General features: G+C 34.3%; 16 protein-coding genes and 1 tRNA gene. 3 read left to right on the top strand and 14 right to left on the bottom strand.

The window, feature by feature from the left end; genetic code table 11:
- Nucleotides 1-51 precede the first annotated feature (51 nt).
- The 9 genes from ACP6PL_RS17400 to ACP6PL_RS17440 form a co-directional block, all read right to left on the bottom strand.
- Nucleotides 52-1,278 (bottom strand): hypothetical protein, encoded by a 1,227-nt coding sequence (locus tag ACP6PL_RS17400; RefSeq protein ID WP_426546523.1) that lies wholly within the window; start codon nt 1,276-1,278, stop codon nt 52-54.
- A 14-nt stretch (nt 1,279-1,292) separates the two neighbouring features.
- A complete protein-coding gene (locus ACP6PL_RS17405; protein ID WP_426546524.1) occupies nt 1,293-2,774 on the bottom strand; it encodes an MBOAT family O-acyltransferase in 1,482 nt (493 codons plus the stop codon).
- Nucleotides 2,775-2,791: 17 nt separating this feature from the next.
- A complete protein-coding gene (locus ACP6PL_RS17410; protein ID WP_426546525.1) occupies nt 2,792-4,678 on the bottom strand; it encodes a DCC1-like thiol-disulfide oxidoreductase family protein in 1,887 nt (628 codons plus the stop codon).
- Nucleotides 4,679-4,723: 45 nt separating this feature from the next.
- Nucleotides 4,724-5,953, bottom strand: a complete 1,230-nt coding sequence (locus ACP6PL_RS17415; RefSeq protein ID WP_426546526.1) for an NAD(P)/FAD-dependent oxidoreductase — start codon at nt 5,951-5,953, stop codon at nt 4,724-4,726.
- Between the two features lie 90 nt (nt 5,954-6,043).
- Complete coding sequence (locus ACP6PL_RS17420) at nt 6,044-6,172, bottom strand: hypothetical protein (RefSeq protein WP_426546527.1); 129 nt, start codon at nt 6,170-6,172, stop codon at nt 6,044-6,046.
- Between the two features lie 309 nt (nt 6,173-6,481).
- Nucleotides 6,482-7,945: an MBOAT family O-acyltransferase gene (locus tag ACP6PL_RS17425; RefSeq protein ID WP_426546528.1), complete on the bottom strand. Its 1,464-nt coding sequence runs from the start codon at nt 7,943-7,945 to the stop codon at nt 6,482-6,484.
- 443 nt (nt 7,946-8,388) lie between these two features.
- Complete coding sequence (locus tag ACP6PL_RS17430) at nt 8,389-8,760, bottom strand: acyl carrier protein (RefSeq protein ID WP_426546529.1); 372 nt, start codon at nt 8,758-8,760, stop codon at nt 8,389-8,391.
- Nucleotides 8,732-10,534 carry an acyl-CoA dehydrogenase family protein gene (locus ACP6PL_RS17435; RefSeq protein ID WP_426546530.1) on the bottom strand — a complete coding sequence of 601 codons (1,803 nt, stop codon included), beginning with the start codon at nt 10,532-10,534 and terminating at the stop codon, nt 8,732-8,734. The genes ACP6PL_RS17430 and ACP6PL_RS17435 overlap by 29 nt, the downstream gene beginning before the upstream one ends.
- 30 nt (nt 10,535-10,564) lie before the next feature.
- Entirely contained in the window at nt 10,565-12,367 is a 1,803-nt protein-coding gene (locus ACP6PL_RS17440; protein ID WP_426546531.1) for a fatty acyl-AMP ligase, read from the bottom strand.
- Nucleotides 12,368-13,092: 725 nt separating this feature from the next.
- On the opposite strand from ACP6PL_RS17440, the gene ACP6PL_RS17445 reads away from it, so the two are divergent.
- Both ACP6PL_RS17445 and ACP6PL_RS17450 read left to right on the top strand, forming a co-directional pair.
- Nucleotides 13,093-13,410, top strand: coding sequence for a hypothetical protein (locus ACP6PL_RS17445; protein WP_426546532.1), 318 nt, complete (start codon nt 13,093-13,095; stop codon nt 13,408-13,410).
- A gap of 580 nt (nt 13,411-13,990) precedes the next feature.
- Nucleotides 13,991-16,123 carry a pentapeptide repeat-containing protein gene (locus ACP6PL_RS17450; RefSeq protein WP_426546533.1) on the top strand — a complete coding sequence of 711 codons (2,133 nt, stop codon included), beginning with the start codon at nt 13,991-13,993 and terminating at the stop codon, nt 16,121-16,123.
- Nucleotides 16,124-16,318: 195 nt separating this feature from the next.
- Here ACP6PL_RS17450 and fba read toward each other — a convergent pair whose 3' ends face one another.
- The 4 genes from fba to ACP6PL_RS17470 all read right to left on the bottom strand — a co-directional run bounded on the left by fba (nt 16,319) and on the right by ACP6PL_RS17470 (nt 21,508).
- Entirely contained in the window at nt 16,319-17,398 is a 1,080-nt protein-coding gene (gene fba / locus ACP6PL_RS17455) for a class II fructose-bisphosphate aldolase (protein WP_426546534.1), read from the bottom strand.
- Between the two features lie 611 nt (nt 17,399-18,009).
- Nucleotides 18,010-18,081, bottom strand: a tRNA-Lys gene (locus tag ACP6PL_RS17460).
- 192 nt (nt 18,082-18,273) lie between these two features.
- Entirely contained in the window at nt 18,274-19,146 is an 873-nt protein-coding gene (locus ACP6PL_RS17465) for an aldose epimerase family protein (RefSeq protein WP_426546535.1), read from the bottom strand.
- A 592-nt stretch (nt 19,147-19,738) separates the two neighbouring features.
- On the bottom strand, nt 19,739-21,508 hold the full coding sequence (locus ACP6PL_RS17470) for a CapA family protein (RefSeq protein ID WP_426546536.1): 1,770 nt from the start codon (nt 21,506-21,508) through the stop codon (nt 19,739-19,741).
- Nucleotides 21,509-23,253: 1,745 nt separating this feature from the next.
- On the opposite strand from ACP6PL_RS17470, the gene ACP6PL_RS17475 reads away from it, so the two are divergent.
- Nucleotides 23,254-23,568 (top strand): DUF6679 family protein, encoded by a 315-nt coding sequence (locus ACP6PL_RS17475; protein ID WP_426546537.1) that lies wholly within the window; start codon nt 23,254-23,256, stop codon nt 23,566-23,568.
- An 87-nt stretch (nt 23,569-23,655) separates the two neighbouring features.
- Here ACP6PL_RS17475 and ACP6PL_RS17480 read toward each other — a convergent pair whose 3' ends face one another.
- Nucleotides 23,656-25,269, bottom strand: coding sequence for an MBL fold metallo-hydrolase (locus ACP6PL_RS17480; protein WP_426546538.1), 1,614 nt, complete (start codon nt 25,267-25,269; stop codon nt 23,656-23,658).
- Nucleotides 25,270-25,276: the final 7 nt, after the last annotated feature.

The raw sequence follows: 25,276 nt of genomic DNA on the forward strand, positions 1-25,276 counted from the left end.
ATCCAAGTAAGTAGACTTCAGTTAATTTAATATCTTCAATATAATTTTTATCTAATTTAGTGAAGCATCATACTTTTGTTTAATTTCTTGTACCAATTTCACTTCATCAGGATTATTTTTAGCCCAAAATTCTCGGTCTTGACGAATTTTTTCTAGATAAGATTCAATATTGTCTGGATTAATTAAAATTCCAAAATCGTCTGGAACTTTTTCTTCCTTGTAAGAGAGAATCCGGTTAAGAACTAAATTTCCAACTTTTGGGGTGTAGTAAGAATTATCTCTGTAGTTTTCCATATCATTATGAATAGGTTCAGTTGTGATACTGTTATATCCAGAAAAATCAAAGATAGGGTTTATTTTTACAATTTTACGTTTCCATTCTTCAAAAATTGACCATTTACCTGAGCTTCTAATTGCTTCCCACTGAGTTGCATGGGAAGGAGAAATGAATAATACTAACTTAATTTGATTGTCTTTACATATATCTACTAGGTTTTCTAATTCATCTAAGAATTGAGTAGATAATTGATATTGTTCGGTATAAGATTTATGATAGACATTGATGTACTTTTCAAATCTTGATTGTATTCCTTCTCTATCTGGATTTAACTTAGGCATAAATCCATTTTTATCTCCATAGCGAACCCTATCTGGGAGAGTTTTTTTACTATCAATTATTGTTTCTTTACTTGCTAATAATACATCTAGAGAAAATATTACATCTATCAAATCTTTTAAGGAAATATGCCGTTTTTCTAATCTCTGTTCAGAAAAATTTGCTTCATTAGTGTTAGATTTACGAAACATAAAGAAATCCAAGCCGACAATAACTAAATCTATTTTTTTCTGATTAGCTATTGCGTGTTCTACATAACGTCTTAACTCATAAGAATTAATACTATTAAGAGCTAAATTATAAGTAGGTTTCTGATTTTCTAAAGCCGGATGATTAGGATCTAGAGCGCGTTTTGTTCTCGACGAGCCAATCAAAATCGTCACAGGTTTTATCCGAATAATATCAATTGCTTTAAAGAGGCGATCGCTATTATCTTTCCGAGGTTTTGAATGATTTATTCCTAAGAAATTAGGAGTATTAAATACATCATAAGGATCGACAACAATGTTGAAGACTCCTACAGTAACGACAGGGATAAATATCGACAGTAAAAATATACAATTATATCGAAGATATTTTATTTTACTTCCCAATTTTTTTTCTGATTTTTCGGCAGTTAAAGGTTGAGAGTAACTAGAACTAAATTTATTATTGGTACTCATATTTATCTAAACTATTAAAATTGGAAATAAAGAAATTCAGACACACGATTCAGGGATAATAAAGCTACACTTGTCAAAATACCAATCCAAACTGCCCACCACCAAGTAGGTTTCAACTTTGCCAAAATTTCCTGAGTATTTGGTAGGAAACTTACAGAAAAAGTTAAGGCTATTAAACCTAAAATTGAGAAAATTTTACTCCCCAAAAATTCCGGCAAATAATTCATATCTTTCCAAGATTGGAGTTGAAAACCAAAATTAGTTAACACAGATAATTTACCTTTAGCTTCCCCTGGTATAACAATTCCATTCAAACCTGTCATTGTCTGTAAAATCTCTAAACCATCCTGAATATTTTGCGCTCGAAATAAAACCCAACTAACAATAACAGCAACAAAAGTAATTACCCATGCCAATACTTTCGGCATCGGAATATTCAACTTTCGCCAACCATGATTTATACATAAATATGTACCGTGTAAACCTCCCCAAATTACATAAGTCCAACCTGCACCATGCCATAATCCACCTAACAGCATAGTTGTCAAAAGATTACTATAACGACGCACTTCTCCACGACGACTTCCACCCAAAGGAATATATAAATAATCTCTCAGAAAATTGGATAAAGTAATATGCCAGCGTCGCCAAAAATCACTAATAGAAGTAGCCTTGTAGGGAGAGTTAAAATTAATCGGTAATTTAATATTAAACATCAATCCCAAACCTATCGCCATATCAGAATAACCAGAAAAATCAAAATATAGCTGAAAGGTGTAACTTAAAGCTCCCACCCAAGCTTCAATAAAACTCAAGTCAGAAGCATTATTAAAAGCTAGTGCTACCCAAGGCGATATAGTGTCAGCTATCAAAACTTTTTTACATAACCCCAGACTAAAAAGACTCAAACCCAAAGCCATATTTTTCTGGGAAAAAATAAAATTACGCAATTGACGAAACTGAGGAATAAGTTCATCGTGGCGTAAAATCGGTCCGGCAATTAATTGAGGAAAGAAAACCACAAAGAAACTATAAGTAAGTAAATCATAATTAGTCTCTCTTGTTTCCCCACGATAAGCATCTACTAAATAAGCTATCTGAGTAAAAGTATAAAAAGAAATTGCCAAAGGCAAAATAATTTGCCCAGCATTCAAATTTGTAGAAACTACTGAATTAACAGTATCTAGGAAAAAGTTCGCATATTTATAATAGGAAATTATTGCTAAATTAACAGCTATACCTACCCAAAGTAAAACATTTGCTCGCTTACTTTCCGGTTTAGCCTCAGCAATAAATTTCCCCATTTGAAAATTCCACAAAATTGAAATTATCAAAAGAGGCAAATAAGCAACATTCCAATAACCGTAAAAAGCAAAAGAACTACCAGTTAACCAAACCTTAGCAGCCTTAATTAAACCAAACTTGGTTAAAGCAAAGAATATAATCAGAGTTAAAGGTAAGAAACTAAATATAAAAACATAAGAGTTAAATAACATACCTAATCACTTTCTCCCTAAATATCTTTTTGCTCATCTGAACAAGATTTTTGCATCACACTTTTCTTTTCCACAGTTTGTGTTTCACCAGGTGGTACAGTTCTCTCCTCCATAAAGAAAATATCCAAACTTTCTAACTTTTCCGCACCCTCATTCTTTTTATTCCAGTCACGACAAACATAGTCTGCATAATAAGGATAAAGTTTTTTACCAATCGCTCGATTTAAAGTTAGAAAATAACTCCGCCACTGCATATTTTTATATAGCTTATTAAATTGTTTCATTGTTGGCTTATCCCAACTTACAGACTCTCCTTTCTCATACAAAATATCAATCTCTTTACCATTTTCCAACTTACCAGGAATAACGTGCCAACCATCATCTCTAGGTGGAGCAGGTGCAAAAATACTCCATAATTGGTCTAATCTTGTCACCCTACTAAATACATCTAACTGTTGTACAGTGCGGCGTTTAAATAATTTGTCAGCTTTAGCAATTAAATCCTGTTTCTTTTCTTCTCTTCTATTATATGTTTGTTGAACAAAACCTTTCACATTCCAAGTCAAAGTATAGATAAGTAGTAAAAATACAACAATATTTAAACCTCGATAAGGACGTATATCTAAAGGACGAAATTTAAAAGGTTTAGTAAAATTTCCGGCAAATTTTCTATTATTGGCAATAGTTTCATAAAATTTTGTTCCGAGAGGTATTATTGATGGTAAACCCATCACAAAAGCCAAAGGTTTAAATATAGGAGACAAACTAAAAACATAAACCAAAGCCTCCCATTTAAAACGTCGATTTTCTTGCCAGTCTACCACCACCCAAGAATTTTTCTCCTGCATATCAGCATAGATAGATTCATCAGTTTGACAAGTAGTTAATGGCGTTCCCGGTAAAATCAAAAAAGTCCGTAGCAGATAAACAACTTTCTTACAAAATCCACAATCTGCATCATAATAAATCTTTAATCCTTGCCGTTCATTTGTCTGAATTTTTTTCTGCCAATTATCCCATACTGCTGTAGGAATCAAAGCAAACCAACTAACAATACTTAAAAATGGAAATATTCCCAGAGTAAAACACAAACCAAAACTAATATGTAAAAGAATAAAAGAAACAACAGAAACTGAACGGAAAAACGTAATTGCAAAAGGAATAAAAATCATAAAAGGTCCTAACCACTCAAACCAAAGAGCTGCCCAGGTTAGTAACTTTAATATCGGTTCTGGAAAACTTAGTAAAAATTGCCCAAATGGCGTAGCATAACCATCGAAACTCAGAGCATAATAAACCGCATCTCCATCAGGCCACCAAATCTCACTCTTTGTCTTATAAGCTGCTGAACCTGCATAAATCAAAACCATTTGAACCATAAATGCTACAGTAGCAGCAGAAAAAATACGCTTAGGCAACTTTTCTGTTGAAGAATTAAGAGCGCTATCTATTGAATAACTTGCTCCTAAAGGTAAAAACATTGCCCAGAAAAGTAGAGCGCGTAGTACATGATCGGCAGCAAAAATCAGGACTGGATTTCTGTTATGAATAGAAATAATAAATGCCCAGATAGCAATAGTTGCTAATCTAGTTCGATATCCTACAAGCAAAGCTATAGCTACTAATCCAGCAAATAAGAAAATTAAACCCTGTACAAAAGCTTCACCACTAATTGAATTTATTGACCAATAAAAAGGGTTGGAAATTTCCTTAAGTAATGTCCGAGGCATCACTCCAGCATCACTATAATGAGCTGTTAAATCTGTAGCACGGATAATTAATTCTACAATAATTATTAATGCTAAACCCACTCTAAATAGAGCAAGTGAGCGCAAGTCTAAACCAAATAATTCTTCTAGTTTAGTCTTTAATTTATTTTCCTTCTTTAAATCATCTATTATCATTGTATTAGCCTTTATTTAATTTTTTTAGGTAAATTAAACATCAAGTTACTTTCCTATCTTTATCCTTTTAGCAAACCAAATTTTGATTCTATTAGATAAAACTTGAAAACCATGAGAAAGAGTAGGTAAACGTTGAACATAAACACCAAGTCTAACCAAGGCTGCTAACCCACCATGCAAACTAATACCAAAACTTGTAACAGCAGCGGCATTTTTCCCCAAAGTAATCATTTCTCCTAAGTGTAAATAATGAAAAGGTCTGGGACGTTTACTATTTAAAATTCTCCACAAATTTTTAGCTGCTTGACTTGCTTGTTGATAAGCAACTTGAGCTACAGCCGGAAGTTTTTTCCCATTAGAATATAAAATTTCAGCCACATCTCCCAGAGCAAATACTTCTGGATAATCAACTAATTGTAAAGTTGGCTCACAAATAAGTTGACCTCTAGAATTATGGGAACAATCCAAATTTTTTACCCAATCTCTCACTTGAGTACCTGCCGTCCACAGAACAAAATCTGTCGGAATAATAGCACTTTCATTAGACTGCCATAAAGTAATTTGGTCAGCTTCAATAGCATTAACACTTGTCTCTAAACTGATTAAAACATTTCGTTTATCTAGAGCAACTTGAGCATTTTTACGAGTAGCTGAAGTAAAGCTTTTCAGGATTTCTTTTCCTCTTTCTATTAAACGTATTTCTCCCCTTATTCCCAATCTATCTGATATTTTTCCTGCTAACTCTACTCCGCTCGGACCCCCACCTATAATAGCTACTCGAATTAATTCTTTATTGGAATTTTCCAAACTTTGTAGTTTTTGTTCTAGGATTTGAGTATCAGCTTGAGTTCGGAATGTCAAAACATTTTTTTCTGCACCAGTTGGTAATTTTCCATTAGTCACTCCCACAGAAATAACTAAGTAGTCATAAGCTAAATTTCCTTGTTCTAAAAGTTTAACTTGACGAGCTTTAAAATCAATATCTTGAACCTGATCTTGACAAAACTGTAATTTTTTCTTTTTGATAAGTTTATCAAAACGAGGAAATATTTCCCAGGGTTCAAGTTCACCTGTAATTACCTCATATAGCAAGGGAGTAAACACAATATGATCGTGTTGATCTATTAATGTAACTTCGCAATTTTTATGTTTAAAACCCCAAAAATCATGTAGATGTAATGCCGTGTAAAGACCGCCAAAGCCACCTCCTAATATACAAATTTTTGTGGCTGTATTACTTCCTTTTGCTGTGTGAGATTTTTGTCCGGTTTCCACGGTTTTTAATCTTGATAAATTTTATTGTTTTTTGCCTAACTTTGTACCATTTTACCATTCATGGTTTATGTTTATGTATATAAACATCTCTCATTTATTACCATTAAATCCCATTTTCAACCAAGGTAGTTCACTAGCAAAAATTTCTGCCAACTTGATAATATCCTCCAATAATAAATGCTTTAAATTATGTTCAACAATAGTCATAATCAGAGGCATACTATGTTAGTTTCATTTATGTAGAAAACTTTGAAAATTAATAGTATATGCTTTTGGGTAAAACCTGTTCTAAAGTAAATTTAATTGTATTTATTTTCTTAAGCAAACGATGAAGTAGTATGTGATTTTATCGCACCGATAATAAGGAAATTTGGTAAACTTATAATTTAAACTTGAAAACTTTAAACAAACACTCCTGTATCTATAGCAGTTTCCAGGGTAGTTAGGATATCGCTCCCTTTAAATTTAGTCACAGCAAGAATTTAAATTGTAACTTCTGACTTTAACTATATCGCCATAGCATGGAAACTAAAACTCGAAGTAAATGAATGCAGAAGGAACAGTTGCCCCTAATAAAATAGTTAAAGCTAATAGAGTTCGGGATACCCAAGGAGACAATAATATTTCATACTCCTCTCGTTTTTGCCAGACTGCCAAATGTTCTAAAAATAATGCCCCTATTGCCAGAAACATAGTAATAGCTAGAGCATAAGCCTCATTTATACTATAAGAACTAAAAGCATCAATAACTCCAGAGAATGAATATGCCCATGGTGTAACTAAAGTTTGTAATTTAACCCCCAACCTACTAATATTGGTTTCCATGAAAAATAAACAACCTAGAGTTACTGCCAAAAAAGTCAATGCCCAGGATACAAACTCAGTTTTGGCAGTCCATCTCCCCACAAACCTCTGAAATGATCTACCTGCATATCTGAGTACCAATAATAGAGCGCCGTGGTAAGCCCCCCATAAAATAAAATTCCAGGCTGCACCATGCCAAAAACCTGAAAGAGTAAAAGTTATAAATAGATAAAATGCTGCCCACTGTTTATTTGCACCCATCAATGGGATAAAAACATAGTCCCTAAACCAATTACTCAAAGTAATATGCCAACGTCGCCAAAATTCTTGAATACTTACAGAGGTGTATGGCGCAAGAAAATTAAGTTCTAATTTAACTCCAACAACTTTAGCTATACCAACAGCCATAAAGCTGTACCCACCAAAGTCAAAATATATTCTTAAAGTAAATAAGAAAGCATGGAACCAAATTAACCAAGCATTTGCCGTTTGTGTTAGGTCGATGTATGGGCTAATGTTATCTCCTAGAACAAATTTCATAAATAAGCCCAGAGACAACCACCGTAAACCTATATCAAAATTTTCCGCTGTAAATTTGAACCGGAAAGACTCTATTTGAGGTAATAATTGTTTGCGTCTTTCGATTGGACCAGCTACAATTTGAGGGAAGAATGCAATAAAGTTAACGTAATCTACAAAATTAATCTGCTTTTTCTTTTTACTTTTTGCTGTAAATGAATCTACAACAAATGCCACCATCTGAAAAGTATAAAAAGAAATACCTGGTGGAATAGTTTTATATACAGGTAAAGGAAAACTTTGTTGCCAATTATTTGGAATTGCTACTACTAAACCAACGACGTCTTCTACAAAAAAGGTAAGATATTTAAAGTATGCTAATATCGCCACATCAAAAACTATCAAAAAAGTAGCGATCGCCCTTGACTCCCAACCACTTCTGCGGAACATTAGTTGCACCATTATGTAGTTGAAAATCACTTCAAATATAAATACAGCAAAACTTTTTACATTAGCATTTAAAAATAATGTTAGTGAGAGTACCATCAAACCGATGGTATCAAAATAATCTCGCCATAGGTTTAGACTTTTTCCTAGGGCACGAATGCTAAAGAAAGGCACACTAAAGATTAGTAGTACCCACCAGAAGGAAAAATCAGAAAAATTCAATTAACTATTTCCTCCTCTCTCTAGATAGCAACTTATCCCAATTACTTAGGGTTTGATCCATTTGTTTATGTTTATCTGTTAAATTAATTTCAAGTTACCAGGAGAAATTTTTTCTAGTAACTGCTGTTCGTTTCTCATTTTATCAAGAAAAAGTCTTAATCTATACTCAATTTTACAGGTATGATTAAGACTTTTTCTCTTAAATATCTCCAGAAATTACACCAACCCTCGAAGTTATACTAACTTTACAGGGAAAGTGTTTTATTTTTTGGAGATGTCTATGTGCTACTAAGTATTTTTACCAATGGATAATTGATAATTGATAATTCATCCACAAAGATTTAAAGCCTTCTATTTCAAGATAAGAAAGCTTAGTAGATTTCTGTATCTTCAATCTAAGGTAGGTTTTAACTAGAGGTAATTATCCATTATTCATTAGTGAATTATTTCCAAAAACCGCCCCAACCTTTACCAGATTTTGCAGCTGGTTCTTCTTCTTTTTCTGTTACTTCTTCAGAAACTTCCAGATTTTCTAATGCTTCTGAAATATCAAATTCAGACACTAAATATTGAGCTGATTTCTCAATTGTAGGATAATCCCAAAACAATGTAGAAGGTAATTCTAAATCTAGTTCATCTTCTAATTCACCTACTAGAGTTACTGCATCAATTGAGTCTAAACCATGACGAGTTAGAGGATCTGTAAACTCAATAGTGGTTTTATCAATAGTAAGTTGTTCTGCTAATCTCTCCCTAATCCAGTTTTGCAGAATTTCTACTGGGGAATTAAGCGTGTTGGAGTTCTGAACTTGCATTTTTTATATTCTCCTGTTGTTGGGTTTTTGCTAATTGAAAAGGAACAATAGAAAAGGCTTTATTTTCGTTATAAAGTTTGAGCATTTCTTGAGTGACTTTTTCCTGGTAGGATTGGTCTACTTTTTGTGAATGCCCAAAAGGTTCTAGTAGACGATTTAGACTTAAAACTAACCATTCACCACTAGCAAAGAATTCTCCTAGTAATTCCCGGTTATAAATCCACATTTGTACACACGCAGTAGCAGCGTGTAAAGCACAATATTTTTTAGTTATTTCAAATAGTTCTGGTGACTGATCGTGACCGAACTCAAATGCTGAATTAGCAATTTCTTGATCGTGAGCATTTACTTCTTCAAGGATACACTCAGTTAAGTTAGTAATTTGCTCTAGAACTAATGGTTCTATATTAGCATTTTTTAAACCTTTTAACTGTTCTAATGCAATTTCTAATCCTTGTAAAGTATCATCAGCACCCCGCCCTGAAATTTCTAATTTTTCTGGTTCCAAAGTAGGCAATTGTTTCTCTAAGGAATAGATTATTTCCAAACGAGATTTAATCTTTTCCATCTTAGCAGAATTCCGTCGAGAACGATGTTTTGTTAACTGACGGAACTGTAACATTAGAGCGTGTAAATTAACAGTTGTACTACCATCAAACACACTAATAATTGAATTATCTCTTAGCACTTTTTGGAACATTCCAAAATCATGTTCTTCTCGCATATAAAAGCGAGAACCTAACACTGATGAAATATTATTAATCATTGTTTCTAACTGAACAGTGACAAAATATTTCACCACTGCTGCCCAAACACTAAATTGTTCGGGAATAACATGAAATCCTCTTGCTGCTCCAATAGTTTCACAATCACAAATTAATAGGTCTAAAAATGCATCTAGTAGAATTTTTCTAGGTTGAGGAATATCAAAAACTGTCTTATTGTAAATGACCCGATTAATTGCAAACTTTAACGTAGTTCTTAAAGCTGTATCAGCAGCACCATGAGAAAAAGCTGCACATAAAGTTCTAGTAATTTGAAATCCTTTCAAAGCTACTTCTAGACCTGCTCCTTCCCCTTTTATCAACATATCTTCAGGTACAAAGCAATCTTTAAAACCTATCCCACTCATATCAGAAGCTCGAATTCCGTGGGTAAGAATTTTTGGTAAATTGTAGTAATTTGCTGAATCAAGTCTGCTTTTTTCTACCATAAATAAAGACAGACTTCTTGCTCCTCCATCTTCTTGATCCGTCTTCGCTAATATATAAGATATTCCTGAAATAGTCGCCCGATTTATCGGCCATTTTTCTCCATTCAGTAGATAACCTCCAGGAACTTTTGTGGCAGTCAAATCTCCACCAACTAAGTCAGCACCATGTTCCTTCTCTGAGTAACCCAGGCACATTGCCCCATGTTCATCTTTAATATAAGTTGCTAACCTTTGTTTTTGCTCTTCTGTACCAGCCATCCAGGTAATAAAAGACCAAAACAAAGTAGTAAAAGCAATTCCTATTGTTTGGTCACGGCGACACAAAACCTTCACAAAAGCCACAAATTCTTCAAAAGAAGTAAACTCTCCACCACAATTGACAGGTACATAGTAATGTTGTAGCTTCCAGTTATAGAGCCATGCAATTTCCTCATGGGGAAACTCTTCACTCTCATCAATCTCAATTACTTTCTTGAAAGACATTTTACTGTCTGGATTTTCTGGATCGCCAAGAGCGCGTTCTAGTTCTTCAGCCACCCAATATTGCTTTAGTTTATCCATGCTAAATCTCCTAATTTCTCAGTTAAGCTTCTAGCTATTTTTCACTTGAGATGCTAATGACTCAACTTCTTCTTGTAACTTGCGATACTTAGAGGTTAGTTGAGGATTTTCACTCCAGTCAGCTATTACATCTAGTGTTCCTGCCAAAAAGTTTGAGCGACAGGCACGACGTTGAATCTTGCCACTAGCAGTTTTAAGAATATTTCCTGGTTTACCTAAAACTACAGCATATACTTGTAGTTCATGGTCTTCTGAGACAACTTGGCGGATGTCATTAATTACTTTTTCAGTATCCAAATCTTGGGTGCGACGTTCCACCTCTTGAACAATGACTAGATGTTCATCACCCTTAACTTCAATTGAAAATGCTGCGCCATAATCTGGACGAAGTGCTGGATGAACTTGTTGTACTGTCCACTCTATATCTTGGGGATAGTGATTTGTACCTCGGATAATGATCAAATCCTTGATCCGGCCAGTAATATATAATTCACCATCTTTCAGAAATCCTAGATCTCCAGTCCGCAAAAATGGACCTTCTCCAGTATCTTTGGTATAAGCTTGGAATGTTTCTTTGGTTGCTTCAGGACGTTCCCAGTATCCTTGAGCCACACTGGAGTCTAATACCCAAATTTCTCCTACTTCATCAGTTGCACATTTTGTGAAAGTTTCTGGATTAACAATAGCGACCTGAGTTTCACAAACTAAGCGACCACAAGATGGATAAGCTCTTACCCCTGTTTCATTGTGAGAAACTTCTACAATTTTCTTTTTTTCTACTAAAGCAGTTGCATCTATAGTACAAAGTACAGGATCTGTAAGTTTCGGTTTAGCTGAGACCAGCAGGGTATCTTCTGCTAATCCATAACATGGAGCAAAGGCATTCCAACGAAAACCACTAGCTGAGAAAGTTTGGTAGAAACTCTCCATAACTTTAGGATTAATAGGTTCTGCTGCATTACCTGCTGCTTCCCAACTACTCAGGTCTAATGTAGATAGTTGTTTTGGTTTAACTCGCCGAACACAAAGGTCATAGGCAAAGTTAGGTCCCTGACTGTGAGTAGCTTTGTAATTTGAAAGAGCTTGCAGCCAACGAAGCGGTTGCTTGACAAATGAGAATGGGGACATAATGTAACATGGAGTCCCATTGAATAAAGGCTCCATCATTCCTTCCACTAATCCATAATCGTGAAAGAAAGGCATCCAGGTTATAGTTATACTTTCTGGCGTGTAGCCACAAGCCCTCTGTAGATAGCCCAAATGGTGCAGCAAGTTCTTATGGGTTAGCATTACCCCTTTAGGAGTCGAGGTAGAACCAGAAGTATACTGTAAATATGCTAGAGTATCGCTGGTAATTTCAGGGTCTACCCATTCTTTAGCTAACTCTAAGTCAACAGATTCAGTATTTATCCAGCGCATTGTCTCGAATTCTGGAAACTCATCTGCTACTTCTTCTACAAGAGAAATTATTGTACCAGTTGTTAGAACTATTGAAGCTTGAGCATCTTGAACTATAGCTCTTAGTCTTGGTAAGGTGCGTTTGAGACGACCTGCTTCTGGAGGAGGCACGGGAATTGCGATGACTCCAGAATATAGACAACCACAAAAAGCTGCTATTGCTTCTAATCCTTGTGGATAGAGTAGTAAGCCTCTTTCTCCTTTGACTTGATGTTTTTGTAGTAATGCTGCAATAGCTCGTACTCGATGCTCTAGTGAAGCATAGGTCAAGCTTTCTCCTTCTTTTTTTCCGTCAACTAAGAAAGTGTATGCTAGCTTTTCTGGTTGTTCTACTGATAAAGTTTTAAGTAGATCTATTAGGGTAGAATATTTCACTGTCTCACTCATTTAATGGGAGAGGCATTGGCTCACTTTTATTTAAGATATAGTTCGTTGTCTAGATTGGACTAGGAACTTAATTTAATTATTTGTCCTGAGTAACACACCTGATAAAATGTGATTTTAGTAACATTTACTTATGTTGTCTGTTTCTCAGAGCTTAATAAATCCATGCAAGCAATGATTTTTCAACTAAGAGGTGGTAGTTTTTTTTACTATATCTTTAGCCAGCCTGTTTTATTTTGGCATAAGTTGATCGACGATTGCAACTGTTTGCTTTCTTCTTTACCGAATCTTTAAATAATATAGAACTCTTTATGCTCCACTCAGACCAGACTAATTTTGGCCAACTCTAGTAATTATTGAGGCAAGTAAAATTTATCTGTGAAATAAAATATTGAACAATCTATCTATAACAAGTTTGATGGAAGCTGATTTCATTAATGGATAATGAATAATTAGCTCTGGTTAAAACCGAAAGGATTGAATACGAGGAGATGACAATTTCTTTTCTCTTGGTCAATTGGATCTGGCTTTTGCAGCACTTCATGTCGGCAACATCTCTAATTTTCAATTTCTTTCAAGGCTGGTTACCATAACTAACCAACAAGAAAAAGGCTATATCATCTATTATTAAAATTAGAGTTGCTAAATTTATTACTTATAATTCACTATTACCAATTGCTATAAGTTGATTAGGTTAAATTATATATAATTCTCAAATGAGTTACCACAACAATCAAAACTTTCAAAAAAATCCTGAACTAGATGATGAATCTGCCTCAAATTCATTCACCAGTCTATTTAATGGTGGGAAATCAATTCAAGTTTTTTTTGCACAATTTTTAGAATGGTTTCAGGCACTTCCTAAATTGGGGAAAATCATAGGATTAATTATTATTCCCATATTTATTATCAAGATACTAGAGGCTGTTGTTAGTTTAGTTTCTTTATTGATTACTATCGGAGTATTTGGAGTAGTTATTTATCTTGGATATCGTTTTTTGATTCCTCTTAATTACTCGGAAAAAGATAAATAGAAAAACAGTAATATCTGGATTTTTTAGATAATAATTAATCATTGAAAATCTAGTTATATCAAACCCGGGTTATGAAAAAATAACCACTATGATTATACGATTAATTTTTTGTCAAATCTAAAGAACTTATATAGCCATATATCATTTCTCAAATCATAGATAGAAATACACAAGTTTTGAATTCTAGGTAATAGGGAATGCACAGGAGAGAAAAATATTATATAGCAATCCTTAATATGATCAGTGTCATATTATTTGGCAACTGTAAACAAAATTTCAAATATCAGTTTGACCAAGGCAAAATAATAGTATATAGTATCTTTGAAATTCGTTTCAAAAACTGTATAGATTTATTACAGGTTTTATCTGTTAACAATATTTAGAGATAACAGATAGGTTTAGGAAGTATGGGTAAAGTAGAGACAAAACCAGTTTTAATCTAAAACTAGCCCCCTATTTGTTCCTGGTTAGGAAAATCAAAAATCAAGGCTAAAAACAGGTAAACTTACTTATAATACCATACTTACGATGCAAAATAGTCAATCTAAAAGTTGAAAATATTAAAGTAAATATATTAAGTATGACAAGCCCGACTTGTGATTCAGGGATTAATAATAACCCAGAGACATCGTGGCAGTTAAAATCTAAGCAACTACCAATCTGGGTTCGTAGATGTGGTGCTTGGGCTACGGAAATATCTCTCATTGTAGTGAGTGGAACTGTTCCATTTTGGCTTGGTCAGTTGAGCAACACAGGCAATAAATCTGTTCCTATTAACCCAGTTGTAGCAAATACTACAGAAGTAATTGCCAATACCTTTGGAATTCCTTTACGAAACCGTTATCAAAAAGTAACACCTCTAGCTAATCTACTATGGTCTGGAGCATTATTAGCTCCTGTAGTAATTGTAAGTTGGCAGTTATATTTATTAGCGACAACAGGTCAAACATTGCCTAAGCGTTGGTTTGAAGTGAGAGTAGTGGCAGCTTTAGGAAATTCTCCAGGCTGGAAAAAAACCTTGATGCGTGAGGGTCTAGGAAAATGGGGATTACCCATGGGCACTGCCTACTTAATTTGGCGTATAACTGGAGCATTTCCTTCTTTGGGAATCCTTTTATTATTGGCAGGATTAACATCCTTCATTGATATTTATTTTGTTCGTTTTAATAAACTACGTCGCACTGGACACGATCAATTAGGAAATACTTTTGTTGTAGATGCTAACTCGGGTCAGTTAGATTCTAATCCTTTTAGTTTAGGTGATACTGAGACAAAAATTTCTATAGCAACAATTGTTCTGACTGAAAAAAAATCAGAAAGTTTTCATTTATGGCCTTGGATACGACAAAATCCTGGTATTACTTTACTGATTGTGACTACTGTAGGTATGGTCTCAGTTTTGGGGACTATTTTTGGCACTCACGTTTATATTCAAAATCAAGCAAATTGGCGAGAATTTAAACAACAAGATAATGATATGTTTCTGGCTCTTGTGAACAAGTTGTCTTTAACTTCCACTGAACCCCAGCAACGACGAGTGTCAGTTTTAGCCTTGGGTTCTACTAAAGATCCCCGTGCCATACCATTATTGGTAGATTTGTTGGGACAAGAAAAGGAACCAAGTATACTGGATGGAATTCAACTATCTTTGGTAAGTGCTGGACCGACAGTTCTGCCAGAACTACGTCGCTTAAATCAAGCTCTGAAAAATGATTTGGATTCTTTAAGTTATGGTGGTAATTCTCAAGAACAACTTTTGGTATCTTTGCGGCTAAGGGCTACTCAAAAGGGGATCGCGAAGGTTCTGAAAGTTTACAGTGGTGTGGTTAAAGATGTTGATTTGAGTGGAGTAGATTTAGGTCAAGTTACTTCTACTCCAGCAAGTTTTACTTTGATATTAGAAAATACTGACTTGTCTGGAGTGAAATTTAGAGGTGCTATTCTGAATCAAGCTAGTTTTAAGAATAGTCGTTTCTATGGACCGGGGCAAGATAACCGTCTAGGAACTTTTGATGATTCCATTGCTGATTTGAGTGGGGCAAATCTGATAGAGGCCAATTTAATGGGTGCTGTATTAGGTCCAGTTGTCATGCAGCGTGCAGATTTGTTTCGAGCAACTCTTAGTAAAGCTAAAATGCCAGACTCTATGCTGATAAAAGCAAATTTAAGCAGTGCCAAGTTAATTGAAACTGACTTACATCGAGCAAACTTAAGAGAGGCAAGTTTTACTGGAGCAGATTTAGGAAGTGCAGATTTATCAGAAGCTAATTTATACAGAGCTCATTTAAGTAAAGTCAAAGCTGAAGGTGCTACTTTCCAATCATCAGATCTAAGAGAGTCTAACTGGCAAGGAGCAAATTTATCAGGAGCAAACTTCAGTAGAGCTAATTTGAAAAAAGCAGACCTAAGTTTAGCCCAATTAACTAATGCCAACTTTAGGAATGCTCAACTGCAAAATGCTAATTTGCGAAATACAGATTTAAGTTTGGCAGATTTGCGAGGAGCAAACTTAAGTGGAACTGATTTAAAAGGAGCAAAATTGGCAGTACCAAAACCTGCTCAGGCAGATCAATTTTTGGCCAGCCCATTAGATACATTCAAATCGGATCATTTAAGAGGAGTGAATTTCAATTTTGCTAAGAACTTAAGTCCTAATCAAATTAACTATATCTGTAAACAGGGAGGAGTTCACGAAAAATGTAGCAGCAATTGAAAAGGAGTAAAAAACTTCCGCTTTTAGAACAGACTCAAAGACTAAAACCTTTGTTCATAAATTGTTTTACATATAATCAGGACTTGCTGATTATATTAAGAAAAAAAATGAGAAGCTTTAAGTTGTTTCAACAGCTTCTCATCAACTAATTAAATATTTCAGAATTTAGACTAGAAAATTCTAATTATGGTATGACTATACGGAAACTGCTGTCTTAGTAGTAGCAGCTAATTCTCCACTAGCATATTTAGTAGCAAACTCATCTAAAGTGTGAACTTTAATTTTGCTAGCATTTCCAGCAGTACCGAACTGTTGATAACGATCTAGACATACTTGCTTCATGTACTTGATAGAAGGCTTCAAGAAGTGACGAGGGTCAAAGTTAGAAGGATCTTTAGCAGCAGCCTCACGAATAGCAGCGGTGATGGCCAAGCGGTTATCAGTATCGATATTCACCTTACGAACACCACTCTTGATTCCTTTTTGAATTTCTTCTACAGGTACACCGTAAGTTTCTGGAATATTACCACCATATTGGTTGATAATTGCGATTAAATCTTCAGGAACAGAAGAAGAACCGTGCATAACTAAGTGAGTATTAGGTAGACGACGGTGAATTTCTTCAATGCGACTAATAGCCAAAATTTCACCAGTAGGCTTACGAGTAAACTTATAAGCACCATGGCTAGTACCAATAGCAACTGCTAGAGCATCTACTTGAGTTCGTTCTACAAATTCTACAGCCTCATCTGGGTCTGTTAAAAGTTGATCTTCGGTAAGCTTACCTTCTGCTCCATGGCCATCTTCTTTATCGCCCATACCAGTTTCTAAGGAACCCAAACAGCCTAACTCACCTTCTACACTTACACCAATGGAGTGAGCAACTTTAACTACTTCAGCAGTAACATTAACGTTATATTCAAAGCTAGCTGGAGTCTTAGCATCTGCCTCTAGAGAACCATCCATCATCACGCTAGTGAAACCATGACGCATAGCCCCATAGCAAGTAGAAGGAGAATTACCATGATCTTGGTGCATAGCAATAGGAAGATGAGGGTAAGTTTCTACTGCAGCCAAGATTAAGTGACGTAGAAAATTTTCACCAGCATATTTGCGTGCCCCACGAGAAGCTTGTAAGATTACAGGGCTGTCTGCTTCATCTGCGGCCTGCATAATGGACTGAATTTGCTCCATATTGTTGACATTATATGCAGGAATGCCATAACCGTTTTCTGCTGCATGGTCTAGTAGTAAGCGCATTGGTACGATAGCCATACCTTTTCCTCCTAATATTTTTTGTTATTAGCTTATTAGTAACTTGATTTACTTAAGCTTAATTCTTACGACAATCTTAAGACAAATTGAAGATTCTGTCTATCAATAATTAAATTTATCTTTTAATCTTTGAGTAAAATTTGCAAAAGTCCCACGCTTCAACAAATTAGGTGTTGAAATTAATGGAGTCAAATTTTTGTTCTTATCAACCTGGTAGACTTCTAATGCTGGTTAAACCTAGTAGGGTGTCTAGCTTGAAAATGTGGGTAAGTTTGAGCAAGCTGGAATACCTCTCCCACGACCCCTCTTCTGCAAGGATAGGGGTGAGTTTTCTCCCACTTCCCTTGTAGGGAAGGGGGTTGGGGGGTTAGGTTTTTTACCCACAATTTTAGTCCAGACGCGCTGGTAGTTTGTCAATTTTCAAATGATGGGTTCAAACTAAATTAAGATTAAGAAGATAAGGGATAAAATTTAATAGATTACCCATCAAATCAATCTTGACAGACCACTATGAGTTATTATTCAAGCAGCCTTGAGAAATATTACTGTATACTTCCTACAGTCCTTTTTTAGGTTTGCTGTTAAGTATTTTTGTTTATTTATAGTTTTAGTGGATCGCCCGGGACTCGAACCCGGAACAAATCGGTTAAAAGCCGAGTACTCTACCATTGAGCTAGCGATCCAGATTTATCTTTATTTTTATCTCACACAGTTATTAATAGTAGCATAGTCATAACAAATATTGCAAGAGTTTTTGGGAAAAATTTTAGATTTTGTGACAATTTGCCATGAATATGTGATTTTTTGATTGATCGAGTCCATATTTGGTGGACAAATCAATGCTGTACCAAATGATAAACTCAGGCATACAACTATTACACAAATGTTGCAGTGAGTCTGATTAGCATTTCACAAGAAGACCCAGGCTCTAAATCAACCATACGATAACCTGTGTTTAGAGAATTAGCAGGAGCTGTCCATGGTTTTAAACAGTAAAAATCCTGATTCTTAACTGTCCAGAAGACAATAGTTGAATATGCAGAAGTATAACTCAGTGTAATTCTCAAACCACGACTTTGATCGTGGACAGTTGTAGCCAAACCTGTTAAATTTTCAAACACTGCATCCACTTCATCTAGTTTAGGATCAAATTTACAATCATTATCATATAGAATTCCTGTATTCTGATCTAAATATTGCATTGAAGGAATATTAAAGTGGAGCTGATGCTTATTTGGAGCCAAGAAATAAGGATGCAGACCTGTAGAAAATGGCATCCTTTGGGTATTGCCCAAGTTAGTATAGGTTTGGAATATTTCTAGAGAATTACCTTTCAGTTGGTAGGTAAAGGTAAGCTTAAAGTCAAATGGATAAACGGTTCTAGTTAATCTATTGCTAGTTAAAACCAGAGTTATTGAAGCATTATCTTTATTTGAATTTCCTATAACTTCCCAAGGTAGGTCTCGTGCAAATCCATGTTGTTTGAGAAAATAATTATTACCATTGTATTTGTATTTGTTGTTTAGTAAGTGGCCACAAATTGGGAATAAGATGGGTATTCCACCTCTCACAGTTAATTCTGGATTCTCAAATCTTTCACCATCAAGGAAAAGTAGCTCCTGATTCTTCACACACCAACTGGTAATTATTCCTCCTCTCTCTGGTACTATATTAATACTAGAATTAAATGCTAAATCAGAGAGGGTATAAGTTTTATATTTTTTCTGTTGCAGTGCAATGGCAAACACAGTTTTTATTTTAATTCAGGAATTGAGTATTCAATATTAGGTACTGGGTTATGAGCGCTAGATGACTAGAGATCAAATATAAACTTTTTTAGTCATTTGCCCAATGATTTTTAGATTTTAATTTATCTGTGATTAAAGACTGAATAAATATATGAAGAAATCTAAAATAGGGAATAGGGAGAAGGTAAGAAACACAATTCTTGTGCAAAAAAAAATAGTCCGGAAATATTCACCAAATCAAATGATTATTTTTGCTATTAGCCATGAATGTAAATACATCTTATCGGTTCCCGCCTCAAGATTGTCTTGACAAATAATATGAATTTACTAGAGGTGTGTATTGAAAAAATGATAATAGGTTTTAAACTGTACATATATGAATAAAAGAATTATCTAAAAAAATATCTACTTTCAGACTTCATTATTCCTGATTGTGCAACGCCAATTTACTAGTAACTATTAATTTTGTTAGAGTTTTTTTTACTTTCTACTTTATGCTGTGTTTATCAGCCTATAGACTTTTCCAAATAACATAACTAACAAGAAAGGATAGTGTGAGTAGCAATAGTTTTTAATATTCGTATAATCTTGATTAAATTTGTAAACGGGGTAATTCAATAAATGGTTTTTTGAGAAATGGTTTTTGAATAAAAGAATCTGTTGCTTCTTTGGCAGTTTCTTGATGATTTAATATTGGCGGTAGAGAAAAGCTCTTATTATTATTAAAACTTGCTTCTTCCTCTAAATTATTTTGATCAGAGTTTGTAGGATTTCCATTGCTTTCTGGAGATTTTTGAGGTAACTCAGGTAAAGTTGGAGTTGATAAAGTATTAGAGTTTCGTTCCCCAGAAAGAGAGTCAATACCAACAAAATTAAAATCTTTATTTATTGGATCTATTGCTACAGGAGTTCTCATTGGCTGATGAAAAACACTGGAAATTTCTGCAATGTGTTTGAGAATTTCCTTCCCTTTTTCACCTTTGACAACCTGGGGTTGATATTGGCTAACCACTACTGGCAAAAACTCTATCTTCATTTTCCCTGTTTTTAAGGAGACTTTCAAGACTGCTGTCTCATAATCACTCTCTTTGTTAGAAGTATCTCCAAAAATAAAATTACCTAAAGAATAGATAATAGGTCGCCCTTGATAAATTTCTGCCCCCTGCAATACTTTTGGATGGTGTCCCACTACTAAATCAGCACCTTGGTCAATTGTCATCCTAGCTATATCCATCTGCCAGTCTCCAGGATATTCTGATAATTCAACTCCCCAATGATAGTTAACAATTATCCAGTCTACCTGCTTTCTCAATTTTTGAATATCTGAAGCTATCCGATCGTTATTGCGACTATTAACGTTTACTGAGCCAGTGGTGGGTTGAATATCTGTATCATAATAATTTAGGTATGCAATCTTTTGGCCTTTAACTTCAATGATTTTTGGCCTTCTAGCCTCTTCTTTTGTTTTACCAGCTCCTAAAGAATGAATACCTGCATCCTCTAGAGTTTCTATTGTTTCTACTAGGCTCTTTTCTGCATAACCTATAGTATGGTCATTAGCTAAATTGACCAGATCGACTCCTCCTGAGGTTAATACCTTAACATAGTTGGGGTTTACTGTTAATTCTTTTTGCTGAGTTGTACTTTTTAGAGTCGAGCGAGTTAGAGGATTTTCTAGATTAACTATAGCCAAATCTGCTGTTCTATATTCATCCATTTTGGCAAACGGTAACTCATAATTTCCCTTGATTAAATTAGAAACTGGATCAGATAAATTAACATCTCCGCCAAACATCAAGGTAACTGTAGGATCATTTGGGTTAGCTATCTTTTTATGATTAATTACTTGTATTTTTTCACTGGCAGTTTCCACCCACTTCTCTGAAATTGAATGTCTTACTAGAACTGAATAATAACTTACCCAACAACCTAAAATAAAAGCTGCTAATGCTGAACCTATTAACATCAAAGAGCGAAATGTTTGAAATTTCAGGTTATCAGTTTTGTCTGCAAAATTAGATTGCTTATTTAAGTTTCTTTTTGCAGGGGAATTAATTCTCACAGAATGTTTCCAGAGTATGTGGGATGAACCACTCAAACGCCCCACAATGTTTACTCTTTCTAGTACAGGAGAGTTAAGTTTACAAAGTTGATGACAGATAAACTTAATTAATCTATCTACAGGAGGTTCACGCTTAAACTCTACTAAAACTTGTAGATATCCAGTAGTTTCTTTAGCTATACGAGCCGAAATTCCTTGGGGTTTTAGTTCTTTATTAATCCAGTGACTAATAGCTTGAAAATCACCAGAGCGTGCTAATTCAAAAAGAGAGGTTCTAGTCAAAGTTGGTGTGTAATTCATATTTTTTTAATCAATAAAATATCTCAACTAGTAGAGCAATAAAATTGCATAAATCCACAATACAATACCACTTATATTTGATTTATTAGCTTGATTTTATACAAATGTCACAGGGAATAAAATATGATTTTTTTTAATTGATAAAATTGGAGGGTTTCCAATTATTTGGGATAATGATTATGTAAGATAAGTTTCAAAAAATATTACTACAAAGTATTGGGATTTTAAGAATTAGGAAATATGGATTCATATTATTTATCTTATATTATACTAAAACAGATTCATAATTGACTAAATAACAATTTAGTAAGTTTAACAGCCTTATTCTGACGGAGGCACTGCGATAACAGCTATATGTCAGGAGTGATTTTTGTAATTTATATTCCTAGGTGAAAGCTTTATAAGGTTTGAATCCCCACTTTTACCTAGGGTTTATATAATTGATGATGCTTGAATCCCCAACTGACAAAGATTCCTGTTTCCTGATTCCTTCTTCAAGATATTTAAGAGTTTACCCAGTACAAGGTATTTTCGTAATTGCAACCGACAGTAAAGCAATTTTAAGTCCTAGTTTTTGGTACCTCATGCGTAAGTCCTGAAATTATTTTTATCTCAATTGCATAATTAAATACTTCACCTCATAGTAAGCAGCAAATACATTAACATTTTTGTTCTTATGTTACTGTCACTATATTATGCATGAATTAACTCTAATAATTGTGTTCACTATAGTGATTTATTAGTATTTTCTGTCCTAAAAAATAATAGATATTTAACATTAACTAACTTCTATAATCAAAAATATTTTTATTATAGAAGTAAAAAAAAATATGTTTTTGTGAAATTTGCAAATACAAAATATATTTAATTATTATAGTTTAGAGAAAATGTTAATATATTTTATCCTAAAATTATAAATTATTGTGTCGATGATTTGATTATGAAAACAGATGAAATATTAAGTTTTTTGGTAGTTCCTGAATGCAAGTTTAACCAAATATGAACGCATAAGTACCAACTGTTTCTATGGACAAAAATGATCATCAACACAAATCTGAAGAAAGGAAATGATTATATAATGCCTATATATATGTAACCCAGCAAAAATAATGATATACAGTTAATTCACTTAATCCGCAAAAAGCCTTGGCAAAACCAAAACACTCACATAATTAATATAGTGTTATAATAACCAGCTAAAGTTACATAGTTAACGTTAACTAAAGAATAAAGATTTTATTATCTACACAAGTTAAAAATTTTAAACTCAATATCGTCTGAGTTCTTTCTCAAAAAAATCTGGACTTGATTTAATTCTGATTCCTAAGATCCTATAATCCTATACTATCGGAGGTGATCTAAGGTTAAATTTTCAAGTAATAAGTTAGACAAAAAGCTTGAATCTGCGCTATAGTAGATTTAAGTGCTACTAATTTAGCCTCACAATGAAAAATAGATTACTGCAACAATCTCTTAAGATTCCAATTTGAACAGTTAACATAGCCTTGGCAAAAATATTACTCTAAAAATGTTTCATTTCTTAGATGGTGGTAAATGTCAATAAATATCTAGCTTGTGATATAATTTATACATTGCTAGTAATTCTAGGCTTTATACGCTAAAGATGGTCATAAACATCAATGAGAGTAAAGAGAAAATTTGTATTTGTCAAGCTTTCCAGTAAGTAATTTTTCATAAATACATTTGCATTTGACCAAGTTATTGATTGGGAGTATAAAAAGCCAATGCTACAACGCAAGATATATCAACTTTGTTGTGATGGTCGTGAGGTCTGCATTTTCTTGCGAGATCAGCAGCGTTGGATAGAACAAGCAAAAATATTGGATATAGAGGGAGATTTAGTAACGATACGCTACGAAACAGATGAAGAAGATGAAATCTGTTCTTGGGAAGAAATGGTCCGTTTAGAAAGTATAGGGGCTATTACCCAAAAGTTAGCGTCCGTGCCGAGGGGTAATATTGATCCTCTAGTCTCTGAAGATTGTCCAGAAGCTGAACAGATTCGCAACCACTATCCAGAATCAAATCAACCAGAATAATTGATATAAAAATAGATGATTAATGACTAGGTTGTTTCAGTCAGTTAGATATATTAAACATATATCTACTATGTTGCCATTGATTAATTAGTCATTTTTATTTATCTCTCGAGTAGGAGGAAAATGAATAGACTCAAACATGGGACAGTATCCATCAGATGTTACTTTAAAGCCATAGAGAGCTGAAACAGGATTGGAACAACGTTGTCCTTGGCAATGTAAACAATTACCGCAACAATCTAACTCAGGAGAGATAAAGCGATTATTACTATGACTAAGAAGTTCTCGTTGGGATATTCCCCTCACAACCAATTCTTCTCCTTGCCAACGAACCTCTACAAGACCTGTATCAGCAAAATTAGGCCAACGATTATCATTTGTAATGCTTTGAGGTAAAGAAATTATTACCTCTGTTTCTAATTCATTTAATTCCCCTTCATAATTACTTTCCGGTAATGTAGGTATTATAAACTTCTCACCTATTGGTAAATCTACTAATGTACCATTAGCTGGAGAATGTATTTTATAACGGTTGCGTAACTCTTCAAGGTTAGTAAGGTCAGCTAAATAATTAGGACAGCCATGAACAAAAATTATATGTTGGGGACGTAAGTTGTGAATTAACTGTGTTGTACCAATTCCATCACAATGATCGGTGAGAAGATATGTTTCGGTATAATTAAAATTCAACTCTTGTAATGTCTTTCCTGGTCTTTCAGGTAGTAAGACAATAAAAGAATTATCTTGATTAATAATGTATTGGCTCAAATCAGTATCCTTGTCAGCAATGAGGATATAAGGCTTTTCTGTGTAAGGCAATTTTCCTGGTGATAGCCTTAGCACACGTGGCTTTATCTTTTCATCCCAAAATAGAGGTTGATGTTGAGCAAAATTTTGTACATTTGTGGGAAATTGAGATAATAGTTCTAAATAAAGGTCACAACCTCTAGCTACCTTTTCTTCAACCCAAATATCGAGGTCGCGACCTGTGAAATAGTTATGACTACGTAAAAGTATCAACAATTCTTGTCCTAATCCTAAAGGGGGAGTAGGTAAGATAACTGAAGTTCCAGAAGTAATAGCTTGATATATCCTTTCTGCCAGGTTATTTTCTAATTGTCGCCGATGTGGATAACGGGCTGTTCCATAGCTACCTTCAACTATTAATACATCTGGTTTGAGTCCTCGTAAATTTGCTAAAGGTAGACCTTCAACTAAACGACTGTTAGATAAAAAGAAATCTCCTGTATATAAGAGTTTATAAGTTCTATTCTCTCCAGTATAGGTGAGGAGAAAAGCTGTTGCTCCTGGTAAATGACCAGCCTGAAAAAGTTCTACAGTTAGACCACTACAAAGTTCTACCGGTGAGTGCCAAGGTAAAGGTTGACAAAAATCAGGGACTTCAGAAATAGGAAGTTCTGGCCAATTCAGAGGTAGAAGTTTAGTTGTTGCTTCACTAGCATATATTGGCAATTTTGGAAAAGCTTGATGAAGTGCTAATAGTCCTTGAGCATGATCTGAATGTGCGTGAGTACACAGGACAATATCTGCAGGAAGTTTTTGTTTTTTTTCATTAGTTAACAATGAAATATTGGTAATACCACAATCTAATAAAATCCGGTGTACTCCAATACGAACTAGCAAACATATTCCATCATCTGCGTGACCTACACTATAAGCTAAACATTCTAAATCTATCACAAGGTTG

Origin of the sequence: Dapis purpurea BLCC-M126 (genome assembly GCF_050015975.1) — a bacterium.
GTDB lineage: Bacteria > Cyanobacteriota > Cyanobacteriia > Cyanobacteriales > Microcoleaceae > Trichodesmium.